Raw genomic sequence first — 24,232 nt, forward strand, 5'->3', positions numbered from 1 at the left:
CATGGATGGAACGGTTCTGGTCGCTGATGACGACCGCACGATCCGCACGGTTCTGACCCAGGCGCTGACCCGGGCGGGCTGCAAGGTGCATGCGACCTCAAGTCTGATGACGCTGATGCGATGGGTGGAAGAGGGCAAGGGGGATCTGGTGATCTCGGATGTGATCATGCCCGATGGCAACGGGCTGGATGCATTGCCGCGCATCGCGCGTATGCGGCCCGGCCTGCCGGTGATCGTGATATCGGCGCAAAATACCATCATGACCGCAATTCAGGCCGCCGAGGCCGAGGCGTTCGACTATCTGCCCAAACCCTTCGATCTGCCCGATCTGATGAAACGTTCGGCCCGCGCGCTGGAGCAAAAACGCCGCGCCGCCCCGGTCGCGCAACCGGTTCGCGAACCGGTCGAGGAATTGCCGCTGGTCGGGCGCACCCCCGCGATGCAGGCACTCTACCGGCTGGTGGCGCGGGTGATGAACACCGATATTCCGGCGCTGATCTCAGGCGAATCCGGCACCGGCAAAAGCCTGCTGGCGCGGGCGATCCATGATTTTTCGGACCGCCGGACGCTGCCCTTCGTCACCGCGACCGCGAGCGATCTGCAAGGGGTCGAGGGCCCATCTTCGCTGATCGCGAAGGCGCGCGGCGGCTCGGTCGTATTCGATGAGATCGGGGATTTCGACGAGGATGCCCAGGCGCGGGTGGTGCGGCTCCTCGATATGCTCGGGGACGATTCGATGGCCGGCAAGGCGCCGCGGATCATGGCGACAAGCCAGGTCGATCTCGCCGCTCGGATGGAGACCGGCAGCTTCCGCCAGGATCTCTATTACCGGCTCGGGGGGGTGACGCTGCATGTGCCGGGTTTGCGCGAAAGGGTCGAGGATATCCCGCTGCTGGCGGAACATTTCCTCTCAAGGGGCGAGCGCGATTTCGGCACCACGCGCCAGCTGGCCCCCGACGCGCGCGAGCTGATCCGCAACCATTCCTGGCCGGGCAATGTGCGGCAGCTGGAGAATGCGATTCGCCGCCTGCTGGTCACCGCATCGGACGCCGAAATCAACCGGGCCGAAGTGGCGGCGGTGCTGGGTCAACTCCCGGTGGCGGAGCCGAGCCGCGGCGTCATGGAGGGTGAGAAACTTTCCGCCACCGTCATGCGCCACCTGAAACGCTACTTCGATCTGCATGGCGGGCAGCTGCCACCCCCCGGCGTTTACCAGCGTATCCTGCGTGAAGTGGAGATGCCGCTGATCGAAATCGCGCTGGATGCGACCGGCGGCAACCAGGCAAGATGTGCCGATCTTCTCGGGATAAACCGCAATACTTTGCGCAAGAAGATCACCGATCTGGATATTCGCGTGACACGGCGCCGCAAGCTGATGTAAAACCGCAACATCAAGCGTGGCAGACGGGTCGCACAAGGACCCGTCCACAAGATGTTGAAGGTGATGGCGGGAGTTGAATCCGGTCGGGTTGTGAAGCGCGATGTCTGGCAAAGGGTCTCGCGCCTGCGCCGGCAGCGGCGGATTCAGACAGCCTTCACCCTGGGGCTGGTCTTCCTTGGCCCGGTGCTGGTGGTGGCGAGCTCCCTCCTCCTCGGGCCAATGAACCATAGCGGCAACTCGCCGGCGTTGCGGCTGATCCTGCTGGCTGACCTGGTCTATGTGCTGCTGATTGCGGCTTTGGTGCTGGCGCGGGTGATGCGGATGGTGGCCGATCGCCGCCGCCGCTCGGCCGGGTCGAACTTGCATATGCGGCTGACCGGCGTTTTCGCCGGCATGGCGCTGGTGCCGACCATCCTCGTCGCGGTTTTCGCGGTGCTTTCGGTCAATCTCGGTCTGGAAGGCTGGTTTTCCGAGCGTGTCCGTTCGGTGGTGGGTGCGTCGCTGGCGGCGGCCCAGGCCTATGAGGGCGAACAAAGTGCGAGCCTTGCGCAGGATGCGATGGCGCTGGCGGTCTATCTGAATGCCGCGCGCGAACAAAGCGTGATGCTGCGCGATGACCAGCTGCGGCCGCTTTTGGCCAAGGGGCAGGAGCAGATCCAGCGCGGGCTGAAAGAAGCTTATCTTGTCGATGGCACCGGCCAGCTGAAGACGCGGGGCGAAAGCTCTTATCTTTTTGACTTTGAAGTGATTTCTTCCGAGAATCTGCAACAGAGCCAGGCCGGTGGCGTCGTGCTGATTCCCGACTGGCAGAACAATGAATTCCGCGCGCTGGTGCGGCTGCCCGCCTATGCCGACCGCTATCTCTATGTCTCGCGCGCCGTGGACGGGCGGCTCCTGTCGCTGCTCGATGAGACGACCGAGACGGTGAAGCTTTACACCCAGCTGGAAGCGGATCGCGGCAAGCTCCTGCTGAATTTCGGCTTCATCTATCTGGGCTTTGCACTGATCCTGATCCTGGCCGCGATCTGGCTGGGCCTGTGGTTCGCCGAACGCTTGTCGCGCCCGGTGGGGCGGCTGACCGGCGCTGCGCAGCGGGTCGGCGAAGGTGATCTTGACGTGCAGGTCGCCGAGGAGCAGGGCGATGACGAGATCGCCATGCTGGGCCGTATCTTCAACCGCATGACCCGGCAACTGAAAGGCCAGCGGCTTGCGCTGGAGGCCAGCCATGCCGAGACCGAGGAACGCCGGCGGATGTTCGATTCCGTGCTGTCGAATGTGACGGCGGGGGTGATTGGCCTTGGCGGCGACGGACGGGTGGATTTCATCAACCGCGCGGCTTTGCGGGTGCTGGATCTGGGCGACGAGGTCGAAGACCGGCTTCTGGACGAGATCGTGCCGGAATTCGCGGGGCTGTTTGAGACGCTGCAGGCGATCTCGGGCCAGGTCGCGCAGGAGGAAATCCGTATCACCCGGCGCGGCCAGATTGAGAGCCTGCTGGTCAGGATGGGCGAGCGGCGCTCGGACAGCGGCGAGGCCGAAGGCTATGTGGTGGCCTTTGACGATGTGACCGACCTTGTGTCAGCGCAGCGTATGGCGGCCTGGGGCGATGTCGCGCGCCGCATCGCGCATGAGATCAAGAACCCGCTGACCCCCATTCAGCTTTCGGCAGAACGGGTGAAACGCAAATTCTCGAAACAGGTGCAGGATGTCGAGGAACTCGCGAGCCTCACCGATGTTATCGTGCGGCAAACCAATGACTTGCGCCGCATTGTTGATGAGTTTTCTAAATTCGCCCGTATGCCGGAACCCGACCGGCGCGAGACCGATCTTCTGGCGATCCTGCGGGATGCCGTGACCTTGCAGCGCGCGGGTCAGCCCGGCGTGGCCTTTACCGCCGGGATCCCGGAGGGCCAGCTCCTGATGGATCTGGATGCGACCATGATCAGCCAGGCCCTGACAAACCTTATCAAGAACGCCGGAGAAGCCACTGACTCCCATATTGAAAATGGGGCAGGCGAGGGATATCATCCACAGATCTGCGTTACACTTGTCTGGGATGAGGCGGAAAGCGTGATCCGCATCATGGACAATGGCACCGGCCTGCCGGAAGACCGGGCGCGGCTGTTTGAGCCCTATGTCACGACGCGCGCCAAAGGGACGGGCCTCGGCCTGCCGATCGTGCGCAAGATCATCGAGGAACATGGCGGCACGCTGACCCTCTCCGATGCGCCGGTCTTCGAGGGAGAGACCCATGCCGGCGCCATGGCCGAGATCAGGCTCCCGCGTCTGAACCGGCGGCGGATGGGGCGCAATATGGCGCCGCAAGGGACTGCTGCGGCTGAGAAAACGGAAAACAACTCCCGGAACGGGGCGGCTTTGGCCCCAGGCAACGGGCCCGGGAACGGGAATGGAGGCTGAGATGAGCATTCTGATCGTCGATGACGAAAAGGACATTCGCGAACTGATCGGCGATATCCTGAAAGACGAAGGTTACGCGATACGACTCGCCGGGAATTCCGAGGATTGTATCAACGAAATCAATACAGAAGCGCCCGATCTTATGGTGCTCGACATCTGGCTGAAAGACAGCCGGATGGATGGGATCGACATTCTGAAGACCGTCAAACGCGATAACCCGGATGTGCCGGTGATCATCATTTCGGGGCACGGCAATATCGAGATTGCGGTCGCTGCGATCAAACAGGGCGCTTACGATTTCATCGAAAAACCCTTTAATATCGACCAGTTGGTGCTGGTTGTTGCGCGGGCGATGGAGACCTCAAGGCTGCGCCGCGAGAACAGCGAGCTCAAGCGCCGCGATGTGACCTCGACCGAGATGATCGGATCGAGCCCCGCGTTCAAAGGGCTGCGCGCCCAGCTCGACAAGGTGACGAAATCGAATGGCCGCGTCATGCTGACCGGGCAGCCGGGATCGGGCAAGGAACTGGCGGCGCGCTATATCCATCTCAACTCGAACCGCGCCTCGGCGCCCTTCATCACCGTGTCTTCGGCAACCATCGAGCCCGAGCGGATGGAGGAGGTGCTTTTCGGCCGCGAGACGCCGGAACGCGGCATCGAGCCGGGTCTTCTGGAACAGGCGCATGGCGGCGTGGTCTATTTTGACGAGGTCGGCGACATGCCGACCGGCACGCAGTCCAAGATCCTGCGCGTGCTGACCGAACAGCAATTCAACCGCGCCGGGGGCAGCGACAAGGTGCGGGTCGATCTGCGGGTGATCTCCTCGACCTCGCGCGATCTGCCGGGGGAAATCCGCGCCGGGCGTTTCCGCCAGGAGCTGTTTGACCGCCTGAACGTGGTGCCAATTCCGGTGCCCTCGCTGGCGGATCGTCGCGATGACATCCCCGAACTTGCGCGCCATTTCGTGGCCTGGTTCCATCGCAGCCAGGGCCTGCCTTTGCGCCCGATCAGCCCTGATGCCGAGGCGATGCTGCAGACCATGTCCTGGCCGGGCAATATCCGTCAGCTGAGGAATATGATCGAACGTGTGCTGATACTTGGTGAGGGCAGTGACGAGATCGAGGCGCGTGAGCTTCCCGGGGCCGAAGGGGCCAGCGGTGCCGGCGAGACCATGGTGCTGGGCGGTGCGGTGGCGACACTGCCGCTGCGCGAGGCGCGCGAGCTTTTTGAACGCGAATATCTTCTCACCCAGATCAACCGCTTCGGCGGCAATATCTCGCGGACGGCGAATTTCGTCGGCATGGAACGTTCGGCGCTGCACCGGAAGCTGAAAAGCCTCGGTGTGGTGACCTCGTCGAAATCCGGCACCCGCAGCGCCTATTTCGACGACGAATTCCAGGACGGCGAGGCGGGCTGAGCACGGCCCGGGCAGCATCTCTGGCGGGGGGGAATTGACCTTTCGGGAGCGCTTTGCGAAACAGGGCAAATGACGGCGGGCGAGGCCAGAGGAGAACCCTATGAAGGTCATCATCTGCGGCGCCGGCCAGGTCGGCTGGCAGATTGCGCGCCAGCTGGCCGGTGAGAAAAACGATGTCACCATCGTTGACACCAATGCCGATCTGATCCGCCGCGCGACCGAGGTTCTGGATGTTCAGGGCGTGGTGGGCTTTGCAAGCCATCCCGACATTCTGGAAAAAGCCGGCGCCCGCGACGCCGATATGGTGATCGCCGCGACCTATTCCGACGAGGTGAATATGGTCACCTGTCAGATTGCCGCGTCAGCCTTTAACGTCACCCGCCGCATCGCGCGGATCCGGGCGCAGAACTACCTCGAGACCGGCTATTCCGATCTCTACAACACCGACCGGCTGGCGATTGACGTGATCATCAGCCCGGAGCTTGAGGTGGCCGAGGCCGCGCTGCAACGGCTTGCTGCGCCCGAGACCTTTGACACCGAAGTCTTCATGTCGGGGCGCGCGCATCTGCTGGGGATCCGTCTTGGTCCGGAATGCCCGGTGCTGAACACGCCCTTGCGCCAGCTCAATGACCTCTTTCCCTCGCTTCGGGCGATCGTGGTGGGGGTGCGCCGCAATGAGAAGCTCTTCGCGCCGCATCCCGAAGATCAGCTGCTGGAAGATGATCAGATCTATCTCTTCGTCCATACCGAGGATATGAGCCGCAGCCTCGGGATCTTTGGCAAGCGTGAACATAAGCAGGACCGGATCGTCATAGTCGGAGGGGGCAATGTCGGGCTGACGGTCGCGCGGGCGCTGGAGGCGCGGTCCGACCGGGTCCGGGTGCGGATGATCGAGAAGAACCGCCAGATCGCCGAGGCCGCCGCCGATCAGCTGTCGCGCACCATCGTGCTGAATGGTGACGGGATGGATATGGATCTGCTGGCCGAGGCAGGCGTTGACCGCGCCGATGCGGTCCTGGTGGTCACCGATGATGACAAGACCAATCTGCTGGTCTCGGTGCGTGCCAAACAGGCGGGCTGCCCGCTGACCATCGCGCTGATCAATGACCCGACCATGGCGCCTTTGATGGCGGCGCTGGACCTTGACGCCTGGATCAATCCGCGCGCGACCACGGTCTCGTCGATCCTGCGCCATATCCGGCATGGCCGCGTCCGCGCCGTCTATTCGCTGGGCGATGGCGAGGCCGAGATGATCGAGGCCCAGGTGATGTCGACCTCGCCGATCTCGGGCAAGATGATCCGCGATATTGCATTCCCCGAAGGCGTGCTGGTCGGCGGCGTGATGAAGGGCGACCGGATGCTGAAGCCTGAACCCGATACGCGGATCGAGCCCGGTGATCTGGTCGCGGTCTTTGCGCTGGTGAAAGATGTGCCCGAGGTCGAGCGCCTGTTCCAGGTCTCGATTGATTTCTTCTGATGCGGCCGCTGGCCGGGCTCCCGCGGGGTGGCAAGCGCCCGCTGTTATGGGATGTGCCGCTTCTGGTGCTGGCTCTGGGCGTGGTCGGGGTCCTGTGCTGGATCCCGGCGGCTCATGCCGCAAGTCTGCGCGATCACCGCACGGCGCAGAGCTTTTTCTATTCCGGGCTCCTCCTTGTCGTGCTGACTGTGATGCTGGCCATGGTGACCCGCGACCCAAAGCGCCGCCATTCCACCCATAGCCAGCTGGCAGCCCTGGCGGGAACCTATGCTATTCTGCCCATTGCCTTCGCGCTGCCTTTGGTGCCGCTGATCCGCGATACCACGCTGCTCAATCTGTGGTTCGAGATGATCTCGTCTTTCACCACCACCGGCGCCACAGGTTATGCACCCGACCGGCTGCCGGCGTCTGTCCATCTGTGGCGGGCGATGGCGGGCTGGCTCGGCGGCTATTTCGTGCTGATCGCGGCCTGGGCGGTGCTGGCACCTCTGAACCTGGGCGGGGCCGAGGTGATCTCGGGGCAGCTTCCGGGGCAAAAGAGCCAGCTGATCGGCCGCGCCGGCGGGTTGACCGACCCGCGCGAGCGGCTGACCCGTGCCTCCTCGGCGATCCTGCCGGTCTATGCCGGGCTGACCTTCGCGCTGTGGATCATGTTGCTGATCGCGGGCGAAAACGGGCTGATTGCGCTGACCCATGCGATGGGGACGCTTTCGACCAGCGGCATTTCGGCGGGGACGGGGCAGGCGGTGCTATATTCCGGCCTCGCGGGCGAGGTGCTGATCTTCTTTTTCTTCCTGCTGGCGCTCAGCCGTCATCTGATGCCGTTCAACCTGCCGGGCCAGGTGCATGGATCGCTGCGCCAGGATCCCGAGATCCGGCTCGGCCTGTTCCTGATCTCGCTTGTGGTCGTCGTCCTGCTGCTCCGCCATCTGGTGGCGGATGCCGGGGCGGGCGGCGAGGAAAGCCTTGCCGCGCTGATCCGCGCCTTCTGGGGATCCCTCTTTACCGCCGCCTCCTTCCTGACCACCACCGGCTATGAAAGCATCTGGTGGAGTTCGGCGCGCAACTGGGCGGGGATGGGATCGCCGGGGCTGATGCTGATGGGGCTTGCGATCATCGGCGGCGGGGTGGCGACGACCGCCGGGGGGGTGACGCTGCTTCGGGTCTGGGCGCTTGGTCTCCAGGGCAAGCGCGAGCTGGAGCGCATCATCCACCCCCATTCCATCGGCAGCGGCGCCGAGATGCGCAGGCTTGCCGGTCTTGGCGCCTGGTTCGCCTGGATTTTCTTCATGCTTTTCGCGATTTCGGTCGCGCTGATCACCGCCGCGCTGACCCTGTTCGGGCTGCGGTTCACCGAAGCGCTGATCTTTTGCCTTTCGGCCCTGACCACGACCGGCCAGCTTGCCTGGCTTGCCGGGGCCGAGCCGCTGTCCTGGGCGGCGCTCTCCGCCCCGGTGAAGGTGATTCTCGCTTTGACCATGGTGCTTGGCCGGGTGGAGACACTGGCGCTGATTGCGCTGATCGCACCGGGCAACTGGTCGGGAGGCTGGTCGGCCCCCTGGTCGGGCAAGGTGGGGCGCTGATAAGGCGGGGCTCTGACGGGCTTTTGCGCAACAGTCTGACGCTCTCAGGTCACAACCAGGTGCGGAATCTGCATTTCTTCTCTGGAAACCATGCGCAACATTCCTATTATTCGCGCAACCCGGTCGGCTTTTCCGCATCCGGGCGAGGTGGGCTTGATGCGGGTGTTCCGCCGGCCTCACCGGATTTCTCAAACCCGCAAGTGAAGCGGGCCCAGGCGCAAGGCAAAACAAACAATGGCTGGCGATAAACAGAACCTCCAGGACGCCTTCCTGAACCATGTCCGCAAGGCCAAGGTTCCGGTGACGATCTTCCTGATCAACGGGGTCAAACTGCAGGGTGTGATCACCTGGTTCGACAATTTCTGCGTGCTGCTGCGGCGCGACGGTCAATCGCAACTCGTGTATAAACACGCGATTTCGACCATCATGCCCGGTGCGCCCATCAATCTTTACGAAGGCGAAGATTGATTAATACGCCCTCCGATCCCGCATCCGATCCCCCTGAAAATTCAGTCGGGCCCGAGTATCAGGACGCGCCCGGATCTTCCGGCTGGACGGACGATGATGATCTGTTCTCTGATCTGTCCGCGCTCCGGGCAGAGCGGAGCAAATGGCAGCTGACCGCGACTGAAAAGACGCGGGCAGTTGTCTTGCATCCCGATATCCGCAGCCGCCAGACCCGCCGCCTTCCCGAACATGGTCTTGCCGAAGCCGTAAGCCTGGCTGCAGCGCTTCCGAATATGGATGTGGTCTGGTCGCAGGTGGTCAGGGTTTCAAAGACCGTGCCCGCGACACTGTTTGGCCCCGGTAAGGTTGAAGAGATCGGCGAAAGGCTGAAGGCGGAAAACATCGGTCTCGTCTTTATCGACGGGCCGGTGACGCCGGTACAGCAACGCAATCTCGAACGTGACTGGAAGGTCAAGCTCCTTGACCGGACCTCGCTGATTCTCGAGATTTTCGCCGACCGCGCCCGCACCCGCGAAGGTGTGTTGCAGGTGGAACTGGCCGCGCTGAACTATCAGCGCACCCGCCTCGTGCGGGCCTGGACTCACCTTGAACGCCAGCGGGGCGGCTTTGGCTTTGTCGGTGGCCCCGGCGAGACGCAGCGCGAAAATGACCGCCGCGCCATTGACGAACAGGCGATCCGGCTGCGCCGTCAGCTGGAAAAAGTGGTCCGCACCCGGGAATTGCACCGCGCGGCCCGTGCCAAGGTGCCTTTCCCGATCGTGGCGCTGGTCGGCTATACCAATGCCGGAAAATCGACGCTGTTCAACCGGGTGACCGGGGCGGAAGTGCTGGCGAAAGACATGCTTTTCGCCACGCTCGACCCGACGATGCGGGCGCTGGAAATCCCCGGAGCGCTTGGCGGCAGCCGCCGCGTCATCCTCTCGGATACGGTGGGCTTCATCTCGGATCTGCCGACCCAGCTGGTCGCCGCCTTCCGCGCCACGCTGGAAGAGGTGCTCTCTGCCGATCTGATCCTGCATGTCCGCGACATCTCGCATCCCGAGACCGCCGAACAGGCCGCCGATGTCGAAGAGATCCTGACCTCGCTCGGCGTGCCGCCCGAGACCCCGAAATTCGAGATCTGGAACAAGCTCGACCTGGTTGATCCCGCCGCCCGCGAGGCGCTCGCAGTACAGGCTGAAACCCGTCCCGACACTTTCGTGATCTCGGCGCTGACGGGCGAGGGCGTGCCGGATCTTCTGACCGCCATCTCCGCCAGTTTCGAGGCCGAGCGCCGCGAGGAAGAGCTGGCGCTTGGCTTCAGCGAGGGCCGCAAACGCGCCTGGCTGCATCAGACCGGTGTCGTGGTCCGCGAGGACCAGACCGATGAGGGCTGGCAGATCACCGTGCAATGGAATGAAAGGCAGGCGCAGGAATGGGCGCGGCTCTGATCCCGTTCGCGCGGGCGCTGGCTGCGGGTCTGATCGGCACGGCCCTCGCGACCGGGGTGCATTTCATGACCCTGACCTCCGGTGTGGCACGGGGCCTGATCGGCTCCGGCCAGGGGCTGCCGCAAACACCCGGCCTGCCGCTGACGGCAGGCGGGCTCGCGCTCGAATGCCTGATTGCCGCGCTGCCGGTACTGCCGGTGGTCGCACTCACTGTCTTTGCCGGGCGCTTCCTGATGAGCCTTGGTTTTCTCGCCACCTGGGCCTGGGGCGGCGCCCGCCTCGGCACGCTTATCGCTGCCGCCAGCGGCAGAACCCTCGGCTGGGGCGACGGCTTCTCGTTGGTTTACAGCAGCGGCATGTTCAGCCTGATTGCTGCACTGACCGCCGCCTTCGTGCTCTGGATCCTCGCGCCGCGCCCGCTCTGAGACGCGGCCATATCATTTTCCCCTGACCCAAATACTCCCCCGCCGGAGGCGTTCCCCGGCGGGGCAGAGGCGGCTCATTCAGCCGGAACAGACGGTGTCAGCAGCATCACCCCCGCCGCCGCCGCATGGGCGAGATCGGGGTCCAGCGACATCGGGATATATTCGCCGCGCCGCCACAGCTCGCCCAGATCATCATAATGGCGCGACAGCGGGTGGCCCGACTGTCCGGTCGCCGTGATGAAGATCGAGCTGTCGGGATCGGCGAAATCATAGACTCCGCGATAGCCGGCGCCATGGACGTTCAGATAGGGCTCCGGCCCCGATCCCTTGGTCACGCCGCGCATCAGCGTGTCATCGCCGCCGGATGTCGACTGGCGGATATTCACGAACCATTTGACGAAGGGGATATTTCCCAGCACCGGATGGTCATGCGTCGCCTGATGCGCATCGCCCCATCGCCAGCTTTCGATATTGCGCCCAAAGGTCTCGCTCAGCTCGATCAGCGCCTCGTCCAGCGCCATCCGCGCCATATCGGTGCAGGTCTCGACCGGCGCCGATTGCACCACATCACACCAGACCGCCGCACCATCGATATTGCGATAGACGCGTTCGAGGAAGACCGGATCGATACGGCGGAAATTCTGCGTCAGTGGCCCCATCTCGTCCTGGATCAGCCGCCCCATCAGCACCCTGAGCCAGGCTTCGGCGATCAGCGGTTCGGGCGCATGTTCGCTCATCTCGCCATTCCAGGCCGCCAGCAGTTTCAGCGCGCGCTGGCGGAATTCCTCTGCCGTGCCCGTTTCCGCCGCCTCGCCGGTGAACCACAGATCCGCCCCGATCAGTGGCAGCAACAGCCGCGCCGTCGGGTTCATCGTATCCAGCTGCGCCTCCATAAAGCTTTCGCGGGTATGGACCTCGCGGGTGCGGATCAGCGCGAGCCAGGCCTGGATGCGCTGCGTATCGCCCCAGGTAAAGCTGACATGATTGGGGAAGGGGCGGTCGACCGTCTTGTTATTGGTATTGCCGAGAATGCCCTCGGGCGGGTTCACGAAACGCGGATTTTCCTCATAGGGGAAGATCCCCTTAAAGCCGGTGGCCTCGACCCAGCCCGGGGACGGCATCCGGCCCTGGCTCGGATGGGCCGCGTCGCGGATCGGCATGGCGCCGATCAGCTGCATCGCAATGCCGTCCTTTCCCGCCAGCATCAGGTTCTGCGCCGGTGCGACATAGAGCCGCCCGGCCTCGATCGCATCCGCGACCGTATTGGCCGACATCAGCCGCACGGCAGCCGTCATCGAGGTATCTGCCGGCGAAAGCGCGGTCCAGGACATCACCGCGACATGGCCGGTGGGGGTCACCGATTGCAGGTCATATTGCCTGCCCGAAAGCACCGGGCCATTTCTCGACCAGCGCAGGGTCAGCGTGATCGGCGCGCCGTCCTTGACCCGAACCACACTCTGGCGGGTGATAAAGCGCTCATAGCTGCCATCGGGGAGCAGATATTCTTCCTGGTTCTCCGGGTTCAGCTTTTCGATGACGATATCCTGGTCATCAAGATAGGCCGTGGTCAGGCCCCAGCCGAGTTCTTCGCTGCGCCCGATCATCACCACCGGAATGCCGGGGATCGTCGCGCCGATCACGCCGCCTTTTTGCAGTTCCAGCCGCGCCAGATACCAGATCGTCGGCGCGGTAAAGCCCAGATGCGGATCATTGGCCAAAAGCGCGCCGCCCGCAGCCGAGCGTCCCGCCATCGCGGCCCAGGCGTTTGACGCGCCCGAAAGCGCCGGCTCCACCAGAGGCGACAGCGGCCCGAGCGCGAAATCAACGGGCTTTTCGCCGGGCTGCACGCCGGGGATCAGGCTCGCGTAATCGGGAGAGGTGATGCCTTTGGTCGGATCTTCCGGCAGGATATCGGCCAGCCTTTCAGGCGACAGCACCAGCGAGGCGCGGGCGCGCAGGACTTCATTCTGCCCCATGCCGGTCAATTGCAGCGCCATCAGCTTCAGGATCGCGATGGAATCGGCGGGCGCCCAGGCGGCGATCTCGGGCTCAAAGAACCAGAATTCCGGCGCACCTCGCCCACGCGCGCCCGTGTTCACTTCACCGATCCAGGCATTCACCCCGGCCGCATAGGCCTCAAGCACCGCCAGCGTCTCGGGATCCTGCGCCTTCACCGAGTCCAGCGCGAGACCGTAGAGATCGTAGCGCCGGATCAGCTCATCCACAGCCAGCGTCCGCTCGCCGAATATCTCCGACAACCGGCCCTGGGCTGTGCGGCGCAGCATGGTCATCTGCCAGAGCCGGTCCTGGGCATGGGCAAATCCAAGTGCGAAATAGGTGTCATGATCGTTCTTGCCGAAGATATGCGGCACCGAGTCATTGTTCCTGACCACCTCGACCGGGGCCGAGATGCCCTCAAGGGTGAAACCCTCGTTGTAATCCACCAGCGAGCGCGACAGGAACCAGTAGCCGATCAGAACGGCCAGGACCGCGAGCACAAGCAGCCCGGCGGTAATCCGCATCAGCCAGCGAAAGAGGGTGAGCATCGGGCCTGTCCTTGACGTCCTTGGTCCAAAGGGTTCCTAGTCCATCACGAAACCAAGGGCAATTCACGGCGACAGGAGCGGATCATGGCAAAGGTGGCATTTCTCGGGCTGGGGGTGATGGGGTACCCGATGGCCGGGCATCTCGCGGCGCAGGGCCATGAGGTGACGGTGTGGAACCGCACCGGGGCCAAGGCCGCAACCTGGGGGGCGAAGTTCAAAGGCCATGTGGCTCTGAGCGCGAAAGAGGCGGCGTCAGGCGCGGAATTCGTCATGGCCTGTGTGGGCAATGACGAGGATCTGCGCGAGGTTTGTCTGGGCGCAGAGGGCGCTTTCGCCGGCATGGCGAAGGGCGCGATCTTTGTCGATCACACCACGGTTTCGGCGAAGGTGACGCGCGAGCTGGCAGAGATCGCAGTGGCGCGCGGTTTTGGCTATGTGGATGCGCCGGTCTCGGGAGGCCAGGCGGGGGCCGAAAATGGAATCCTTTCCGTTATGTGCGGCGGGTCTCAGGCCGATTACGACCGCGCGGCCCCGGTGATCGATGCCTATTCCCGGATCTGCCGCAGAATTGGCGATGCGGGGGCCGGGCAGCTTGCGAAAATGGTCAACCAGATCTGTATCGCGGGGCTGATGCAGGGCCTTTCCGAGGCGCTGGCCTTCGGATCAAGGGCCGGGCTTGACGGTAAGGCCGTGGTCGAGGTGATCTCGCAGGGCGCGGCGGGCAGCTGGCAGATGGTGAACCGGCATCAGACCATGCTGGAGGACCGGTTCGATTTCGGTTTTGCCGTCGACTGGATGCGCAAGGATCTGAACATCTGCCTGGAAACCGCCGAAGAGATCGGCGCAAGCCTGCCGGTGACCGCGCTGGTCGATCAGTTCTACAAGGATGTGCAGCTGATGGGCGGCGGCAGGAACGACACGTCAAGCCTGATCCGCCGTCTGCCGCGCTGATTAACGTCTTGCCTTGCGTTGCAGGATCAGATGCAGCGCAAGGCCGATCCCGGCGACAATCATCAGCATCAGCCCCAGATGCAGCCCGTGCAGCCGCCCCAGCATCAGCGTGACCGCGCGCCCGAAATGATAGCCAAGCCCGGTGAACAGCACCGCCCAGACCGCGCAGGACAGCGCATTCAGGGCGGTAAAGCGCCGCCATCTCATCGCGGTCTGCGCCAGCAAGACCGGCCCGACGATCCGCGTCCCCGGCACAAAGCGGAAGGCAAGCGTCAGCCCGTCCGGATGGCGCGAGAGCCATTGATGCAGCCAGCTTGCCTTTGTCCTGTCTGCCATCCGGGTCAGCCAGCTGCCGATGCGCCCCTCGCGCGGCATATGCCGGGACAGCAGGAACCAGATCTGATCGGCAAGGAAGGCGCCGGCGAAAGCGCTCAGCGCGGTCAGCGCCCAATGGCTCAGCCCGTGATGGGTGATGACGCCGCCAAGAATGGCGGCGGTTTCGCCTTCGAAAAAGCAGCCCCAGAAGACCGCGACGAGACCCCAGCGGGACAGGAGGCCCTCCAGGGTCATCGCAGATCAGGGAATGATGCGGGTATATTTGACGCCGGCAAGTGTTGCGCCCGCAATCAGCCCCTGCTGGCCGAAGATCAGCGCGATCACCGGGTCACTTTCCGTGGTGGCCTTGCCGATCGAGGCGCCTTCCTCGGGCGTGGCATAGCGCAGATCCGCCGAGGCGGCCCAGCCGGTCGAGCGGCGGAAATCCTCCAGCGCGTTCGGCGTCATGTAGAACAGCGCATGGGCATATTGCTGCGCGCCGATCTGCAGCCCGACACTGGCCTTGGTCGCGGAATAGTAATCCACCGTGGCGCCCTGGATCCTGAGCGCGCCGCGCCCGAAAGCGCCGCCCCAGACCAGACCGGCCTCGGTCATCAGCGGCATGTAAAGCACGCCATTGGCGCGCGACGCCAGCTCACGCGTGCCGGGGTAGCGGCCGAAGAGATAGTTCTGCGTCGCATCCACCCGCGCATCGATCTGCGCTGCACCATTCGAGCCGACACCATTGCCGCAGGCGGCGGTCAGCAGCGTGGCCGAGCCGGCTCCGGCCAGCATTGCGCGTCTTGTGATCTTTTCCATGGCTCTGCCCTCAATGATTTTTGCCGGCACATCCGGCAGAGGCTCTGCGGCCCCGTTCCCGCTAAATCTAGCGGCGGATCTGCGGTTTGTCATCGGTTATGCGCAATTCTCCGCAGGATCGGCGGCATTTCCCGCCGATCCTGCGCGGGCCGGCGGTCAGCCGCGCAAAAGCCGGGCGGCCTCGGGGGCGAAATAGGTCAGCACGCCGTCACACCCGGCCCGCCGGAACGCCATAAGGCTTTCCAGCATCACCTTTTCGCCGTCGATCCAGCCATTCAGCGCCGCCGCCCGGATCATCGCATATTCCCCCGAGACCTGATAGGCGAAGGTCGGCGCCCCAAATGCCTGTTTCACCCGGTGGCAGATGTCGAGATAGGGCATCCCGGGCTTCACCATCACCATATCGGCGCCCTCGGCGAGGTCACGCGCCACCAGACGGATCGCCTCATCGCCATTGGCCGGGTCCATCTGATAGGTCTTTTTGTCGCCGACCAGCCGTCCGGATGCGCCCACCGCATCGCGGAAGGGGCCGTAAAAGCCGCTCGCATATTTCGCGGCATAGGACATGATCGAGACATTGCGGTGGCCTGCGGCCTCAAGACCGCTGCGGATCGCGCCGATCCGGCCATCCATCATATCAGACGGCCCAAGGATATCCGCGCCCGCCTCGGCCTGGGCCAGCGCCATTTTCACCAGCGCCGCGACCGTCTCGTCATTGATGATCTCGCCATTCACGACAAACCCGTCATGCCCGTTGGCATTATAGGGATCAAGTGCGATATCGGTCATCACCGCCAGATCCGGGATCTCGCGTTTCAGCGCCCGGATCGCGCGATTGGTGAGGTTTTCGGGGTTCCACGCCTCTTCGCAGGTCTCGGTGCGCAGCGCCGCATCGGTATAGGGAAAGAGGCAGATCGCGGGGATGCCAAGTTTTGCGGCCTCTTCGGCCCGCATAAGCAGCCGGTCCAGCGACAGCCGGTTCACCCCGGGCAGCGAGTGGATCGGCTCTTCAACGCCAGTCCCTTCGCGGATGAAGACCGGCCAGATCAGGTCATTCACGGAAAGCTCATTCTCACGCGTCAGCGCCCGAAGCGCGGGTGTCCGGCGGATGCGGCGGTGGCGGGTGGCGGGGAAATCGGCCTGAATCGGGTGCATATCTGATCCTGCAGGATGGCGGCACGGTCACAGATCATGCCGGACAGGCTGCCTTGCTTTGTGTCTCTTGTCCTGGGGGCTTGCGGCCCGTGCCCTTGCCTGCCATGGAATGGGGTGGGTCTTCAAGCGAGACCCGTCGGGATCGGCATCGGACAGACGAAGGATACTTCGCGCTTGGAGCTTTACGGCATTCTCTCTGAAGTGATCGACCTGCGATCCTTCTCTAACCTGTGGTACTGGATTGTCCTGGCGGTGCTGTGGTCTTCGGCCAGTCACTGGGTTCTGGGCGTGCCCTATGACCTGATCTCGCGCGGGCGCCGGAGCGGCGGCCAGGCGCAGCTGGATGTCGAGGCCATGGTCGCGATCAACAGCCGCCGGATGCTGAATGTCACCCGCACCGCTGCCATTCCGTTGTTCTTCGGCGTGGCTTTCTTTTTCACCACGCTTGCGATGCTGGCCTTCTGGTACTGGCTTGAATTCGCCCAGGCGCTGTTTTTGCTGACGGTCTGGCTGGTGCCGGTGGGGTGGCTGTCGCTCTGGACCGCGCTCAGGATCGAGGCGGGCGAGAATATCGGCGAGGCGCTCAACCGCCGCCTGATGATCCTGCGCCGCCTGGTGCAGGTTCTGGGGATGTTCGCCATCTTCATCACCTCGCTGTTCGGCATGTGGCGCAATCTGTCCTATACCGTTTTCCACTGACTTCTGATGAGCTTACCTGACCTGCCATGACCACACGTCTGCCGATCATTCTCGGAGGCGCCCCCGAGGGCTATGACGGGCACCTGCTTGCGCGTGAGCTGGAGCGCGGGGCGCCGGTGATTTTTGTTGCGCGCGATGACAAGCGGGCTGAAGCGATGCGGGTGGCGCTCGCGGCTTTCGCGCCCGGCGTGCCGGTCCTGAGCTTCCCGGCCTGGGATTGTCTGCCCTATGACCGGGTTTCGCCCAATCCCGAGACATCCGCGCGCCGCATGTCGGTGCTGGCGGCGCTGGCCGATGGCATGGCGGGCGCCTTTGTCCTGATCACCACGCTGAACGCCGCCACGCAGCGGATTCCGGCACGCGAAGTGGTGCGGGCGTCTTCGTTCCAGGCGAGGCTTGGCGACCGGGTCGATGAAAAGCGGCTCAGGGATTTTCTGGCCCGGATGGGATTCACGCCGGTCTCGACCGTGTCCGAAACCGGGGATTACGCGCTCAGGGGCGGCATCGTCGATATCTGGCCGCCGGGGGTTGGCGGGCCGGTCAGGCTGGATTTCTTCGGTGATCAGCTTGACGGTATCCGCCGGTTTGACGCGACCAGCCAGCGCACCACGGAAAAGCTGAAATCGGTCGAATTCGCGCCGATGTCCGAGGTGATCCTTGACGAGGCTGCGATCAGCCGGTTCCGGCAGAATTACCGCGTGGAATTCGGCGCCGGTGGTTCGGATGATCCGCTTTACGAAGCGGTCAGCGCGGGGCGCAAACATCAGGGGATGGAGCATTGGCTGCCCTTCTTCCATGAGCGGCTGGAGACGGTGTTCGACTACCTTCCCGATGCCACCGTGATGCTGGATGACCAGGTGGTCCCGATGCAGCTCGCCCGCTGGGAGGCGGTCGAGGATGCTTATGACGCCCGCAATGACGCGATGGCGGCCCGGGCAAAGATGGACAGCCCCTATAAGCCGGTGCAGCCGCAGGGGCTCTATCTCGACGAGGCCGGCTGGAAGGCGGCCCTGGCCGACCGGCGCGAGATCCGGCTGTCGCCTCTGGCGCAAAGCCCGGGGCCGGGCGTGCTGGATGCGGGCGGGCGCGCGGGGCGGTCTTTCGCCCCCGAACGTCAGCAGGAAAGCATCAATCTCTTCGAGGCCCTGGCCGATCACATCCGCGCTTTGCGCGCGGATCGCCATGTCGTTCTGGCCTCCTGGTCCGAAGGCGCGATGGAGCGTCTGCGGGGGCTTTTGTCGGATCAGAAGATCGCGACCGAAACGATCCGCGATCTGCGCGATCTGGATCAGCTGCCGGCAAAGGGCCAGGGTAAAGCGGGCGGCAAAGCGGGCGGCCATGTCTCGCAGATGATCTGGGCATTGGAGGCGGGGTTCACCGCCAAAGGCCTTGCCGTCATCTCGGAACAGGATGTGCTGGGCGACCGGCTGGTCGGGAAACCGGCGCGCAAGCGCAAGGCCGAGAATTTCCTGCGCGAGGTCGACAGTCTTTCCGTGGGCGATCTCGTCGTTCATGTCGAACATGGCGTCGGCCGCTATCTGGGCATCGAGACCATCACCGCGCTTGGGGCCCCCCATGCGATGGTGATGATCGAATATGCCGAAGAGGCGAAACTCTACCTGCCGGTCGAGAATATCGAGCTTCTGTCGCGCTACGGCCATGAAGAGGGGCTGCTGGACCGGCTTGGCGGCGGCGCATGGCAGGCGAAGAAGGCAAAACTCAAGGAGCGCATCCGTGAGATCGCCGACAAGCTGATGCGGGTCGCGGCAGAGCGCATGCTGCGTTCGGCGCCGATCCTTGAGGCGCCGCATTCGGCATGGGAGGCCTTCGCCGCGCGGTTCCCCTGGCCCGAGACCGATGACCAGCTTTCGGCGATCCAGGATGTGGTGGCGGATCTGGAAAAGGGCTCGCCCATGGACCGGCTGATCGTCGGCGATGTGGGCTTTGGCAAGACCGAGGTCGCGATGCGCGCGGCCTTTGTGGCGGCGATGGCGGGGATGCAGGTCGCGGTGATCTGCCCGACCACTTTGCTCGCGCGCCAGCATTACCGCAGTTTTGCTGAACGGTTCCGGGGCTTTCCGCTGAATGTGCGGCCCCTGTCGCGCTTTGTCGGCGCGAAAGAGGCGGCAGAGACCAGGAAGGGCCTCGCCGAGGGCGGCGTCGATATCGTCGTCGGCACCCATGCGCTGCTGGCCAAGGGCGTGTCGCTGAAGAACCTCGGCCTCCTGATCATCGACGAAGAGCAGCATTTCGGCGTGTCGCATAAGGAACGCCTGAAAGAGATGCGTTCCGAAGTGCATGTGCTGACCCTGACCGCGACGCCGATCCCGCGCACGCTGCAACTGTCGCTGACCGGGGTGCGCGATCTGTCGATCATCGCAACGCCGCCGGTGGACCGTCTGGCGATCCGCACCTATGTCTCTGAATTCGATACGGTGACGTTGCGCGAGGCGCTGCTGCGCGAACGCTATCGCGGCGGGCAATCGTTCTTCGTCGTGCCGCGTGTTTCCGACATTCCCGAGATCGAGGAATTCCTCAAGGCGCATGTGCCGGAAGTGTCTTACGTGATCGCGCATGGCCAGCTGGCGGCGGGCGATCTCGATGAGCGGATGAACCAGTTCTATGACGGGCGCTTCGATGTGCTGGTGGCGACGACCATCGTCGAATCCGGCCTCGATATCCCGACCGCGAATACGATGATCGTGCATCGCGCCGATATGTTCGGGCTAAGCCAGCTTTATCAGATCCGGGGGCGGGTGGGCAGGTCCAAGACCCGCGCCTATTGTTACCTCACGACGCGGCCCCGGATGATCCTGACACCGCAGGCGCAAAAGCGCCTGAAATTGCTGGCGAGTTTCGACAGCCTTGGCGCAGGGTTCAATCTGGCGAGCCATGATCTCGACCTGCGCGGGGCTGGCAATCTGCTCGGCGAGGAACAGTCTGGCCATATCCGCGAGGTCGGCTATGAGCTTTACCAGCACATGCTGGAAGAGACGATTGCCAAGCTGAAATCGGGCGAGATCGACGGGCTGGCGGATGTCTCGGATGACTGGTCACCGCAGCTGAACCTCAATGTGCCGGTGATGATCCCGGAGGCCTATATTCCCGATCTGGATATCCGGCTGGGGCTTTATCGCCGGCTGTCGGGGCTGAGTTCCAAGGTGGAACTGGAGGGCTTTGCCGCCGAGCTGATCGACCGGTTTGGCGCGATCCCGAAAGAGGTCAATACGCTGATGCTGATCGTCCGGATCAAGGCGATGGCAAAAAAGGCGGGGATCAACCGGCTGGATGCCGGGCCGAAAGGCGCGACGCTGACCTTCCAGAATGACAGATTTGCCAATCCGGCGGGGCTGGTGGAATTCCTGAAAGCCCAGGGGCCGGCCGCGAAAGTGCAGGGCAATAAGATCGTGCTGCTGGGCGAGATGAAGACCGAGGCCGAGCGGATCCGGGGGGCTTTCGCCATTGCCCGTGATCTTGCGGAAAAGGCGCGCGGCAAGTAACCGCGCGCCTTTTTTCTGAGGTCGGATGCCTCCGGCGGGAGTATTTTTATCAGGGGAAAGAGCTGGTCCCGATCCGGGATCAGCGTCTGGTGAGGCGCATCAGAGCCAGCGCGAGGCCGAGGAAAACCACCGAACCCGCCACCAGCGGCAGATGGCTGCCGGAGAAGCTCTGGGTGACCGGCAGCGAGATGACCACCGACAGCACCGTTGAGACCCCCGCCATGATCGAGGCGGCGAAGCCTGCGATATGGCCCACCGGTTCCATCGCGAGGGCGTTGAGATTGCCCATGGTCAGGCTCATCATGCAAAAGAGGCTGATGATCCAGATCATGAACAGGGCGAATTCCAGCTCCTGCGGCAGCACGATCCAGAGCAGCGAGGCCAGCACGAGGACCGAGACCAGCAGAACCGCCGCAAAGGTCAGTGTGATCACGCGGCGCATGCCCACGGTCATCACGAGGCGCGCATTGGCAAGCGAGCCCATCGCCGAGAACCCGGCCGCCAGCGCGAACCAGAGCGGGAATTCCGCGCCGCGTTCGAAATGCTGTTCGAAGACCGGCGAGATCGAGGAGAGCAGCGCGACCAGCACTGCCATCACCAGCGTCTGGATCAGGATCGTCACCACCACGACGCGATGCGAGAACATATCCTTTGCCGAAGCGATCAGACGGGGCACATTCAGCGGGATGCGGTCGCTCACCGGCAGGGTTTCGGGCTGCCGCAGGCCGAGCCAGACAAGGCTGACCAGCGAAAACACCACGAAGACGAGGAAGATCGCGTGCCAGTCGGCAAAATGGATCACCGCCTGGCCCATCAGCGGGGCAATGGCGGGGGCGACCATGAAGATCATCATCGCAAAGGACATGATCCGGGCCATTTCACGGCCGCTATACATGTCGCGCACCATGGCAAGCGAGACCGTGCGCGGGCCGGCAGCACCGATGCCCTGGACCACACGGGCCACGATCAGCATTTCGAGCGAGCCTGCGAAGTAGCAGACCAGCGAGGCCGCGCAATAGACCGCGCCGCCGATCATCATCACCGGTTTGCGGCCCCAGGCATCAGAGAGGGGGCCGGAGACAAAGGTGCCGAGCCCCATCCCGAGGAAGAAGGCGCCGATGATCAGCATGGCGCGGTTGGGCGCCTCGGGGGAGAGGAGCTTGCCGATATCGGTGATTGCGGGCAGCATCGCGTCGATGGAAAGCGCGATGGTCGCGAAAAGCATGGCAATCAGCGCGATGAATTCGGGCTGGCTCAGCGCCGGTTTCGCGTGATTGGGGCCCGGATCATGCGGGCTGTTCGGAGTTTTCATATTTCAGGTCTTTGTTATTTCCTGGATCACATTCCCCCAGAATTCAGGGGGTTGCGCTCCGTTTACGACATATTGCTGTGCGACGAGGAAGGTGGGCACCGCGTTCACACCTTTGCGGCGGGCCTCGGTCTCTCGGGCAATCAGCTCTGATTTATCGGCATCCGACTGCAAAAGCCGCAGCGTCGCCTCGCGGTTCATGCCGGCACTGGCGGCGATATCGGCCAGCACTTCGGCATCCCCGATGTCACGGCCCTCGTCCCAATAGGCCTGGAGGATGAGGGTGACAACCTCATGCTGCACGCCTTCGATCCCGGCCCAGTCGATCAGCCGATGCGCGTCAAGCGTATTGGGAATGCGCGAGGGGCGGTCGGGGTCGATCTCGCCCCCGGCGTCACGGGCCACCTGGCGCAGACGTTCATTGATCTCACTGACCTTCTCCTCGCCCCCGAAACGGGCGGCGAGATAGCTGCGCTTGTCGACACCTTCGGCGGGGATATCGGGGTTCAGCCGGAACGGGTGCCATTGCAGGCGAAACGGATGTCCTGGCGCGGCGGCAAGCGCACGTTCGAGGTTCTGCATCCCGATATGGCACCAGGGGCAGACGGGGTCGATAAAGATGTCCAGCCTGACGTCAGGCCGGGTTGCGTCGATGGTCATTGTGAGGCTTTCCGGCTCGGGGGGGATGACAACCCGTCTCCATATACAAGGCCACGAGACGGCGGCGGAGCACTTTGCCGGTCGGACCACGCGGCAATTCCGTCAGCCCGAGGGCTGTGAGCGGTATCCAGGCGCGCGGGCACTTATAGCGCGCGAGGCGCGCGGCTGCAAAGTCATTTGCGGTGCGATCAGACACAGCCTCGCCTGCGTAAAAACACGCAATGATGCGGGTGCCGCTGCCCGGAGTGGCGCCTGGCGGCTCGATTTCAGCCACGGCCAGTTCGGTGATGCCGGGCAGGCCCGCCAGGGCGATCTCGACTTCGCGCGGGCTGACGCGGATGCCGCCTGCATTCATCATCTCATCGGCGCGGCCCTGGTAATGGAAGGCGCCGCTTGCATCGGTCGCGACAAGATCGCCGGTGGTGAACCACGGCCCTGAGGGGGCAGCGGATCCCTCATAAGACAGCATGAGCCCCGGATCATCGGTTGCTATGGCGAGATGGCCGGTTTCGCCCGGGGCGACCGGCTGGCCGGCCTCATCAAGCACCGCGATGCGGCGGCCGGGCTGGGGAAAGCCGCAGCTTCCCGGGGGCGCGGGGCGGGCGGGGCTGCCCGAGAGAAAGGTCGAGACCTCGCTCATCCCGAGGGCTTCATGGATGTCGGTTCCGGTCTTCACCTGCCAGTCGCTGCGCAAAGCGGGGGGCAGCGCCTCACCGGCGCAAAGCGCGTGGCGCAGGCGCGGGAGTGCGGGCGATGGCCCCCGCAACAGGCGGCGGAAGATCGCAGGCACCGAGGCGAAGATCGTCGCATCATGGCGTCTGAGCACCAGGGCGAGCTGTTCCGGCGCGATGTCCGGCGCGGCAATCAGCGCGGTCGCCCCGACCGTCCAGGGGTCCATCAGACCGGTTCCCATCGTATAGGTCCAGTTGAAGGCGCCCGAATGCAAAAGCCGGTCCTCGGGCCGCAGCCCCTCCCATCCGTCATGCATCGGCTGGCGGCCAAGGATTGCGCGATGGGCGTGGCGCACCGCCAGCGGCGTGCCGGAGGTGCCGGAGGTGAAGACGATATAAGCCTCGCGCTCGGCCGGGCCGGGGTGCCAGTCGGCGGGGGGCAGGGTTTCGGGCGCGGGCGGCACGGTCAGGCGGCGCAGCCCCTCGGGGCAGGCGATGCCTTCACCGGCGATCACCGCTTTCGGGCTGACCTGCGCGGCCATGCGGGTGATTTCAGGCCCGGTCAGAAGGGGCGAGGTCGCGACGGGCACGATCCCTGCCGCCATCGCACCAAGATAGCAAAGCGGGTAATCCGGCGTATTCCCCAGCCGCAGGAGCAGCCGGTCGCCGGGCCGCAGCCCTTCCTCCAGCAGCCAGCCCGCAAGCCCCCGGACCGAGGCGATCAGCCGCGCATAGCTCCAGCGTGTCGCCCCCGTCAGGCTCAGGACCGCCAGCGCAACCTTGTCGGGCGTCGCCGCCCCGGCGCGCAGCACATGTCCGGCGAGGTTGAAACGGCTGGGGTCGGTAAAGTCCATCATCGAGACGGCCTCCGGGCGCGGGATGCAGGGGCAGGGCGGCTGCGTCCGGCATAATCCGCAGCCCGGCCCGGTACAAGCCGGGGCGCGGGTTGTCAAAGGCACGGGGACACAGCGTCACCGGAAGAACTTCAGCCCCGACCGCCTGCCACAG

Annotated in this window: 18 protein-coding genes; 11 read left to right on the top strand and 7 right to left on the bottom strand. The window is 64.2% G+C overall.

Annotated elements, in window-relative coordinates; all coding sequences use genetic code 11:
- The first annotated feature begins 1 nt into the window (after position 1).
- From JC607_RS12655 to JC607_RS12690, 8 genes are all read left to right on the top strand, one after another.
- The gene (locus tag JC607_RS12655) at positions 2-1,381 is read left to right on the top strand and encodes a response regulator (RefSeq protein WP_198837285.1); all 1,380 of its coding nucleotides are present in this window, start codon (positions 2-4) and stop codon (positions 1,379-1,381) included.
- A 63-nt stretch (positions 1,382-1,444) separates the two neighbouring features.
- The gene (locus tag JC607_RS12660; protein WP_198837286.1) at positions 1,445-3,799 is read left to right on the top strand and encodes a PAS domain-containing sensor histidine kinase; all 2,355 of its coding nucleotides are present in this window, start codon (positions 1,445-1,447) and stop codon (positions 3,797-3,799) included.
- A 1-nt stretch (position 3,800) separates the two neighbouring features.
- On the top strand, positions 3,801-5,216 hold the full coding sequence (locus JC607_RS12665) for a sigma-54 dependent transcriptional regulator (RefSeq protein WP_304612929.1): 1,416 nt from the start codon (positions 3,801-3,803) through the stop codon (positions 5,214-5,216).
- Between the two features lie 100 nt (positions 5,217-5,316).
- Complete coding sequence (trkA, locus tag JC607_RS12670) at positions 5,317-6,693, top strand: Trk system potassium transporter TrkA (protein ID WP_198837288.1); 1,377 nt, start codon at positions 5,317-5,319, stop codon at positions 6,691-6,693.
- Positions 6,693-8,276, top strand: coding sequence for a TrkH family potassium uptake protein (locus JC607_RS12675; RefSeq protein ID WP_198837289.1), 1,584 nt, complete (start codon positions 6,693-6,695; stop codon positions 8,274-8,276). The genes trkA and JC607_RS12675 overlap by 1 nt, the downstream gene beginning before the upstream one ends.
- A 234-nt stretch (positions 8,277-8,510) precedes the next feature.
- Positions 8,511-8,744 (top strand): RNA chaperone Hfq, encoded by a 234-nt coding sequence (hfq, locus tag JC607_RS12680; RefSeq protein ID WP_023664101.1) that lies wholly within the window; start codon positions 8,511-8,513, stop codon positions 8,742-8,744.
- A 113-nt stretch (positions 8,745-8,857) separates the two neighbouring features.
- Positions 8,858-10,174 (top strand): GTPase HflX, encoded by a 1,317-nt coding sequence (gene hflX / locus JC607_RS12685; protein ID WP_370584801.1) that lies wholly within the window; start codon positions 8,858-8,860, stop codon positions 10,172-10,174.
- Complete coding sequence (locus tag JC607_RS12690; RefSeq protein WP_198837290.1) at positions 10,159-10,599, top strand: hypothetical protein; 441 nt, start codon at positions 10,159-10,161, stop codon at positions 10,597-10,599. The genes hflX and JC607_RS12690 overlap by 16 nt, the downstream gene beginning before the upstream one ends.
- A 74-nt stretch (positions 10,600-10,673) precedes the next feature.
- Here JC607_RS12690 and JC607_RS12695 read toward each other — a convergent pair whose 3' ends face one another.
- The gene (locus JC607_RS12695) at positions 10,674-13,145 is read right to left on the bottom strand and encodes a penicillin acylase family protein (protein ID WP_198837291.1); all 2,472 of its coding nucleotides are present in this window, start codon (positions 13,143-13,145) and stop codon (positions 10,674-10,676) included.
- 84 nt (positions 13,146-13,229) lie between these two features.
- Here JC607_RS12695 and JC607_RS12700 point away from each other — a divergent pair, with 84 nt between their 5' ends.
- Positions 13,230-14,096 (top strand): NAD(P)-dependent oxidoreductase, encoded by an 867-nt coding sequence (locus JC607_RS12700; protein ID WP_198837292.1) that lies wholly within the window; start codon positions 13,230-13,232, stop codon positions 14,094-14,096.
- Here JC607_RS12700 and JC607_RS12705 read toward each other — a convergent pair whose 3' ends face one another.
- From JC607_RS12705 to hemB, 3 genes are all read right to left on the bottom strand, one after another.
- Entirely contained in the window at positions 14,097-14,666 is a 570-nt protein-coding gene (locus JC607_RS12705; protein WP_198837293.1) for a DedA family protein, read from the bottom strand.
- A gap of 6 nt (positions 14,667-14,672) precedes the next feature.
- Positions 14,673-15,230 carry a YSC84-related protein gene (locus tag JC607_RS12710; protein ID WP_092901718.1) on the bottom strand — a complete coding sequence of 186 codons (558 nt, stop codon included), beginning with the start codon at positions 15,228-15,230 and terminating at the stop codon, positions 14,673-14,675.
- A gap of 156 nt (positions 15,231-15,386) precedes the next feature.
- Positions 15,387-16,385, bottom strand: a complete 999-nt coding sequence (gene hemB, locus JC607_RS12715; RefSeq protein ID WP_198837294.1) for a porphobilinogen synthase — start codon at positions 16,383-16,385, stop codon at positions 15,387-15,389.
- A 174-nt stretch (positions 16,386-16,559) separates the two neighbouring features.
- On the opposite strand from hemB, the gene JC607_RS12720 reads away from it, so the two are divergent.
- Together JC607_RS12720 and mfd are read left to right on the top strand one after the other, a co-directional pair.
- Positions 16,560-17,084, top strand: a complete 525-nt coding sequence (locus tag JC607_RS12720) for a component of SufBCD complex (RefSeq protein WP_198837295.1) — start codon at positions 16,560-16,562, stop codon at positions 17,082-17,084.
- Between the two features lie 26 nt (positions 17,085-17,110).
- The gene (gene mfd, locus JC607_RS12725; protein WP_198837296.1) at positions 17,111-20,584 is read left to right on the top strand and encodes a transcription-repair coupling factor; all 3,474 of its coding nucleotides are present in this window, start codon (positions 17,111-17,113) and stop codon (positions 20,582-20,584) included.
- A gap of 79 nt (positions 20,585-20,663) precedes the next feature.
- Here mfd and JC607_RS12730 read toward each other — a convergent pair whose 3' ends face one another.
- From JC607_RS12730 to JC607_RS12740, 3 genes are read right to left on the bottom strand one after another with little or no spacing between them, the layout of a single operon-like run.
- The gene (locus tag JC607_RS12730) at positions 20,664-21,896 is read right to left on the bottom strand and encodes a multidrug effflux MFS transporter (RefSeq protein ID WP_198837297.1); all 1,233 of its coding nucleotides are present in this window, start codon (positions 21,894-21,896) and stop codon (positions 20,664-20,666) included.
- A gap of 3 nt (positions 21,897-21,899) precedes the next feature.
- Positions 21,900-22,553 (bottom strand): DsbA family oxidoreductase, encoded by a 654-nt coding sequence (locus tag JC607_RS12735; RefSeq protein ID WP_198837298.1) that lies wholly within the window; start codon positions 22,551-22,553, stop codon positions 21,900-21,902.
- A complete protein-coding gene (locus tag JC607_RS12740) occupies positions 22,528-24,081 on the bottom strand; it encodes a class I adenylate-forming enzyme family protein (protein WP_198837299.1) in 1,554 nt (517 codons plus the stop codon). Before JC607_RS12740 ends, JC607_RS12735 begins: the two co-directional genes overlap by 26 nt.
- Positions 24,082-24,232: the final 151 nt, after the last annotated feature.

This window comes from Paracoccus sp. IB05 (genome assembly GCF_016405985.1).
In the GTDB taxonomy this organism is placed as follows: domain Bacteria; phylum Pseudomonadota; class Alphaproteobacteria; order Rhodobacterales; family Rhodobacteraceae; genus Pseudogemmobacter.

Bases quoted from the DNA above. Each gene is read 5' to 3' on its own strand.
- JC607_RS12655 (WP_198837285.1), top strand. From the start codon at position 2: ATGGATGGAACGGTTCTGGTCGCTGATGACGACCGCACGATCCGCACG.
- JC607_RS12660 (WP_198837286.1), top strand. From the start codon at position 1,445: ATGGCGGGAGTTGAATCCGGTCGGGTTGTGAAGCGCGATGTCTGGCAA.
- JC607_RS12665 (WP_304612929.1), top strand. From the start codon at position 3,801: ATGAGCATTCTGATCGTCGATGACGAAAAGGACATTCGCGAACTGATC.
- trkA (WP_198837288.1), top strand. From the start codon at position 5,317: ATGAAGGTCATCATCTGCGGCGCCGGCCAGGTCGGCTGGCAGATTGCG.
- JC607_RS12675 (WP_198837289.1), top strand. From the start codon at position 6,693: ATGCGGCCGCTGGCCGGGCTCCCGCGGGGTGGCAAGCGCCCGCTGTTA.
- hfq (WP_023664101.1), top strand. From the start codon at position 8,511: ATGGCTGGCGATAAACAGAACCTCCAGGACGCCTTCCTGAACCATGTC.
- JC607_RS12690 (WP_198837290.1), top strand. From the start codon at position 10,159: ATGGGCGCGGCTCTGATCCCGTTCGCGCGGGCGCTGGCTGCGGGTCTG.
- JC607_RS12695 (WP_198837291.1), bottom strand. From the start codon at position 13,145: ATGCTCACCCTCTTTCGCTGGCTGATGCGGATTACCGCCGGGCTGCTT.
- JC607_RS12700 (WP_198837292.1), top strand. From the start codon at position 13,230: ATGGCAAAGGTGGCATTTCTCGGGCTGGGGGTGATGGGGTACCCGATG.
- JC607_RS12705 (WP_198837293.1), bottom strand. From the start codon at position 14,666: ATGACCCTGGAGGGCCTCCTGTCCCGCTGGGGTCTCGTCGCGGTCTTC.
- JC607_RS12710 (WP_092901718.1), bottom strand. From the start codon at position 15,230: ATGGAAAAGATCACAAGACGCGCAATGCTGGCCGGAGCCGGCTCGGCC.
- hemB (WP_198837294.1), bottom strand. From the start codon at position 16,385: ATGCACCCGATTCAGGCCGATTTCCCCGCCACCCGCCACCGCCGCATC.
- mfd (WP_198837296.1), top strand. From the start codon at position 17,111: ATGACCACACGTCTGCCGATCATTCTCGGAGGCGCCCCCGAGGGCTAT.
- JC607_RS12730 (WP_198837297.1), bottom strand. From the start codon at position 21,896: ATGAAAACTCCGAACAGCCCGCATGATCCGGGCCCCAATCACGCGAAA.
- JC607_RS12735 (WP_198837298.1), bottom strand. From the start codon at position 22,553: ATGACCATCGACGCAACCCGGCCTGACGTCAGGCTGGACATCTTTATC.
- JC607_RS12740 (WP_198837299.1), bottom strand. From the start codon at position 24,081: ATGATGGACTTTACCGACCCCAGCCGTTTCAACCTCGCCGGACATGTG.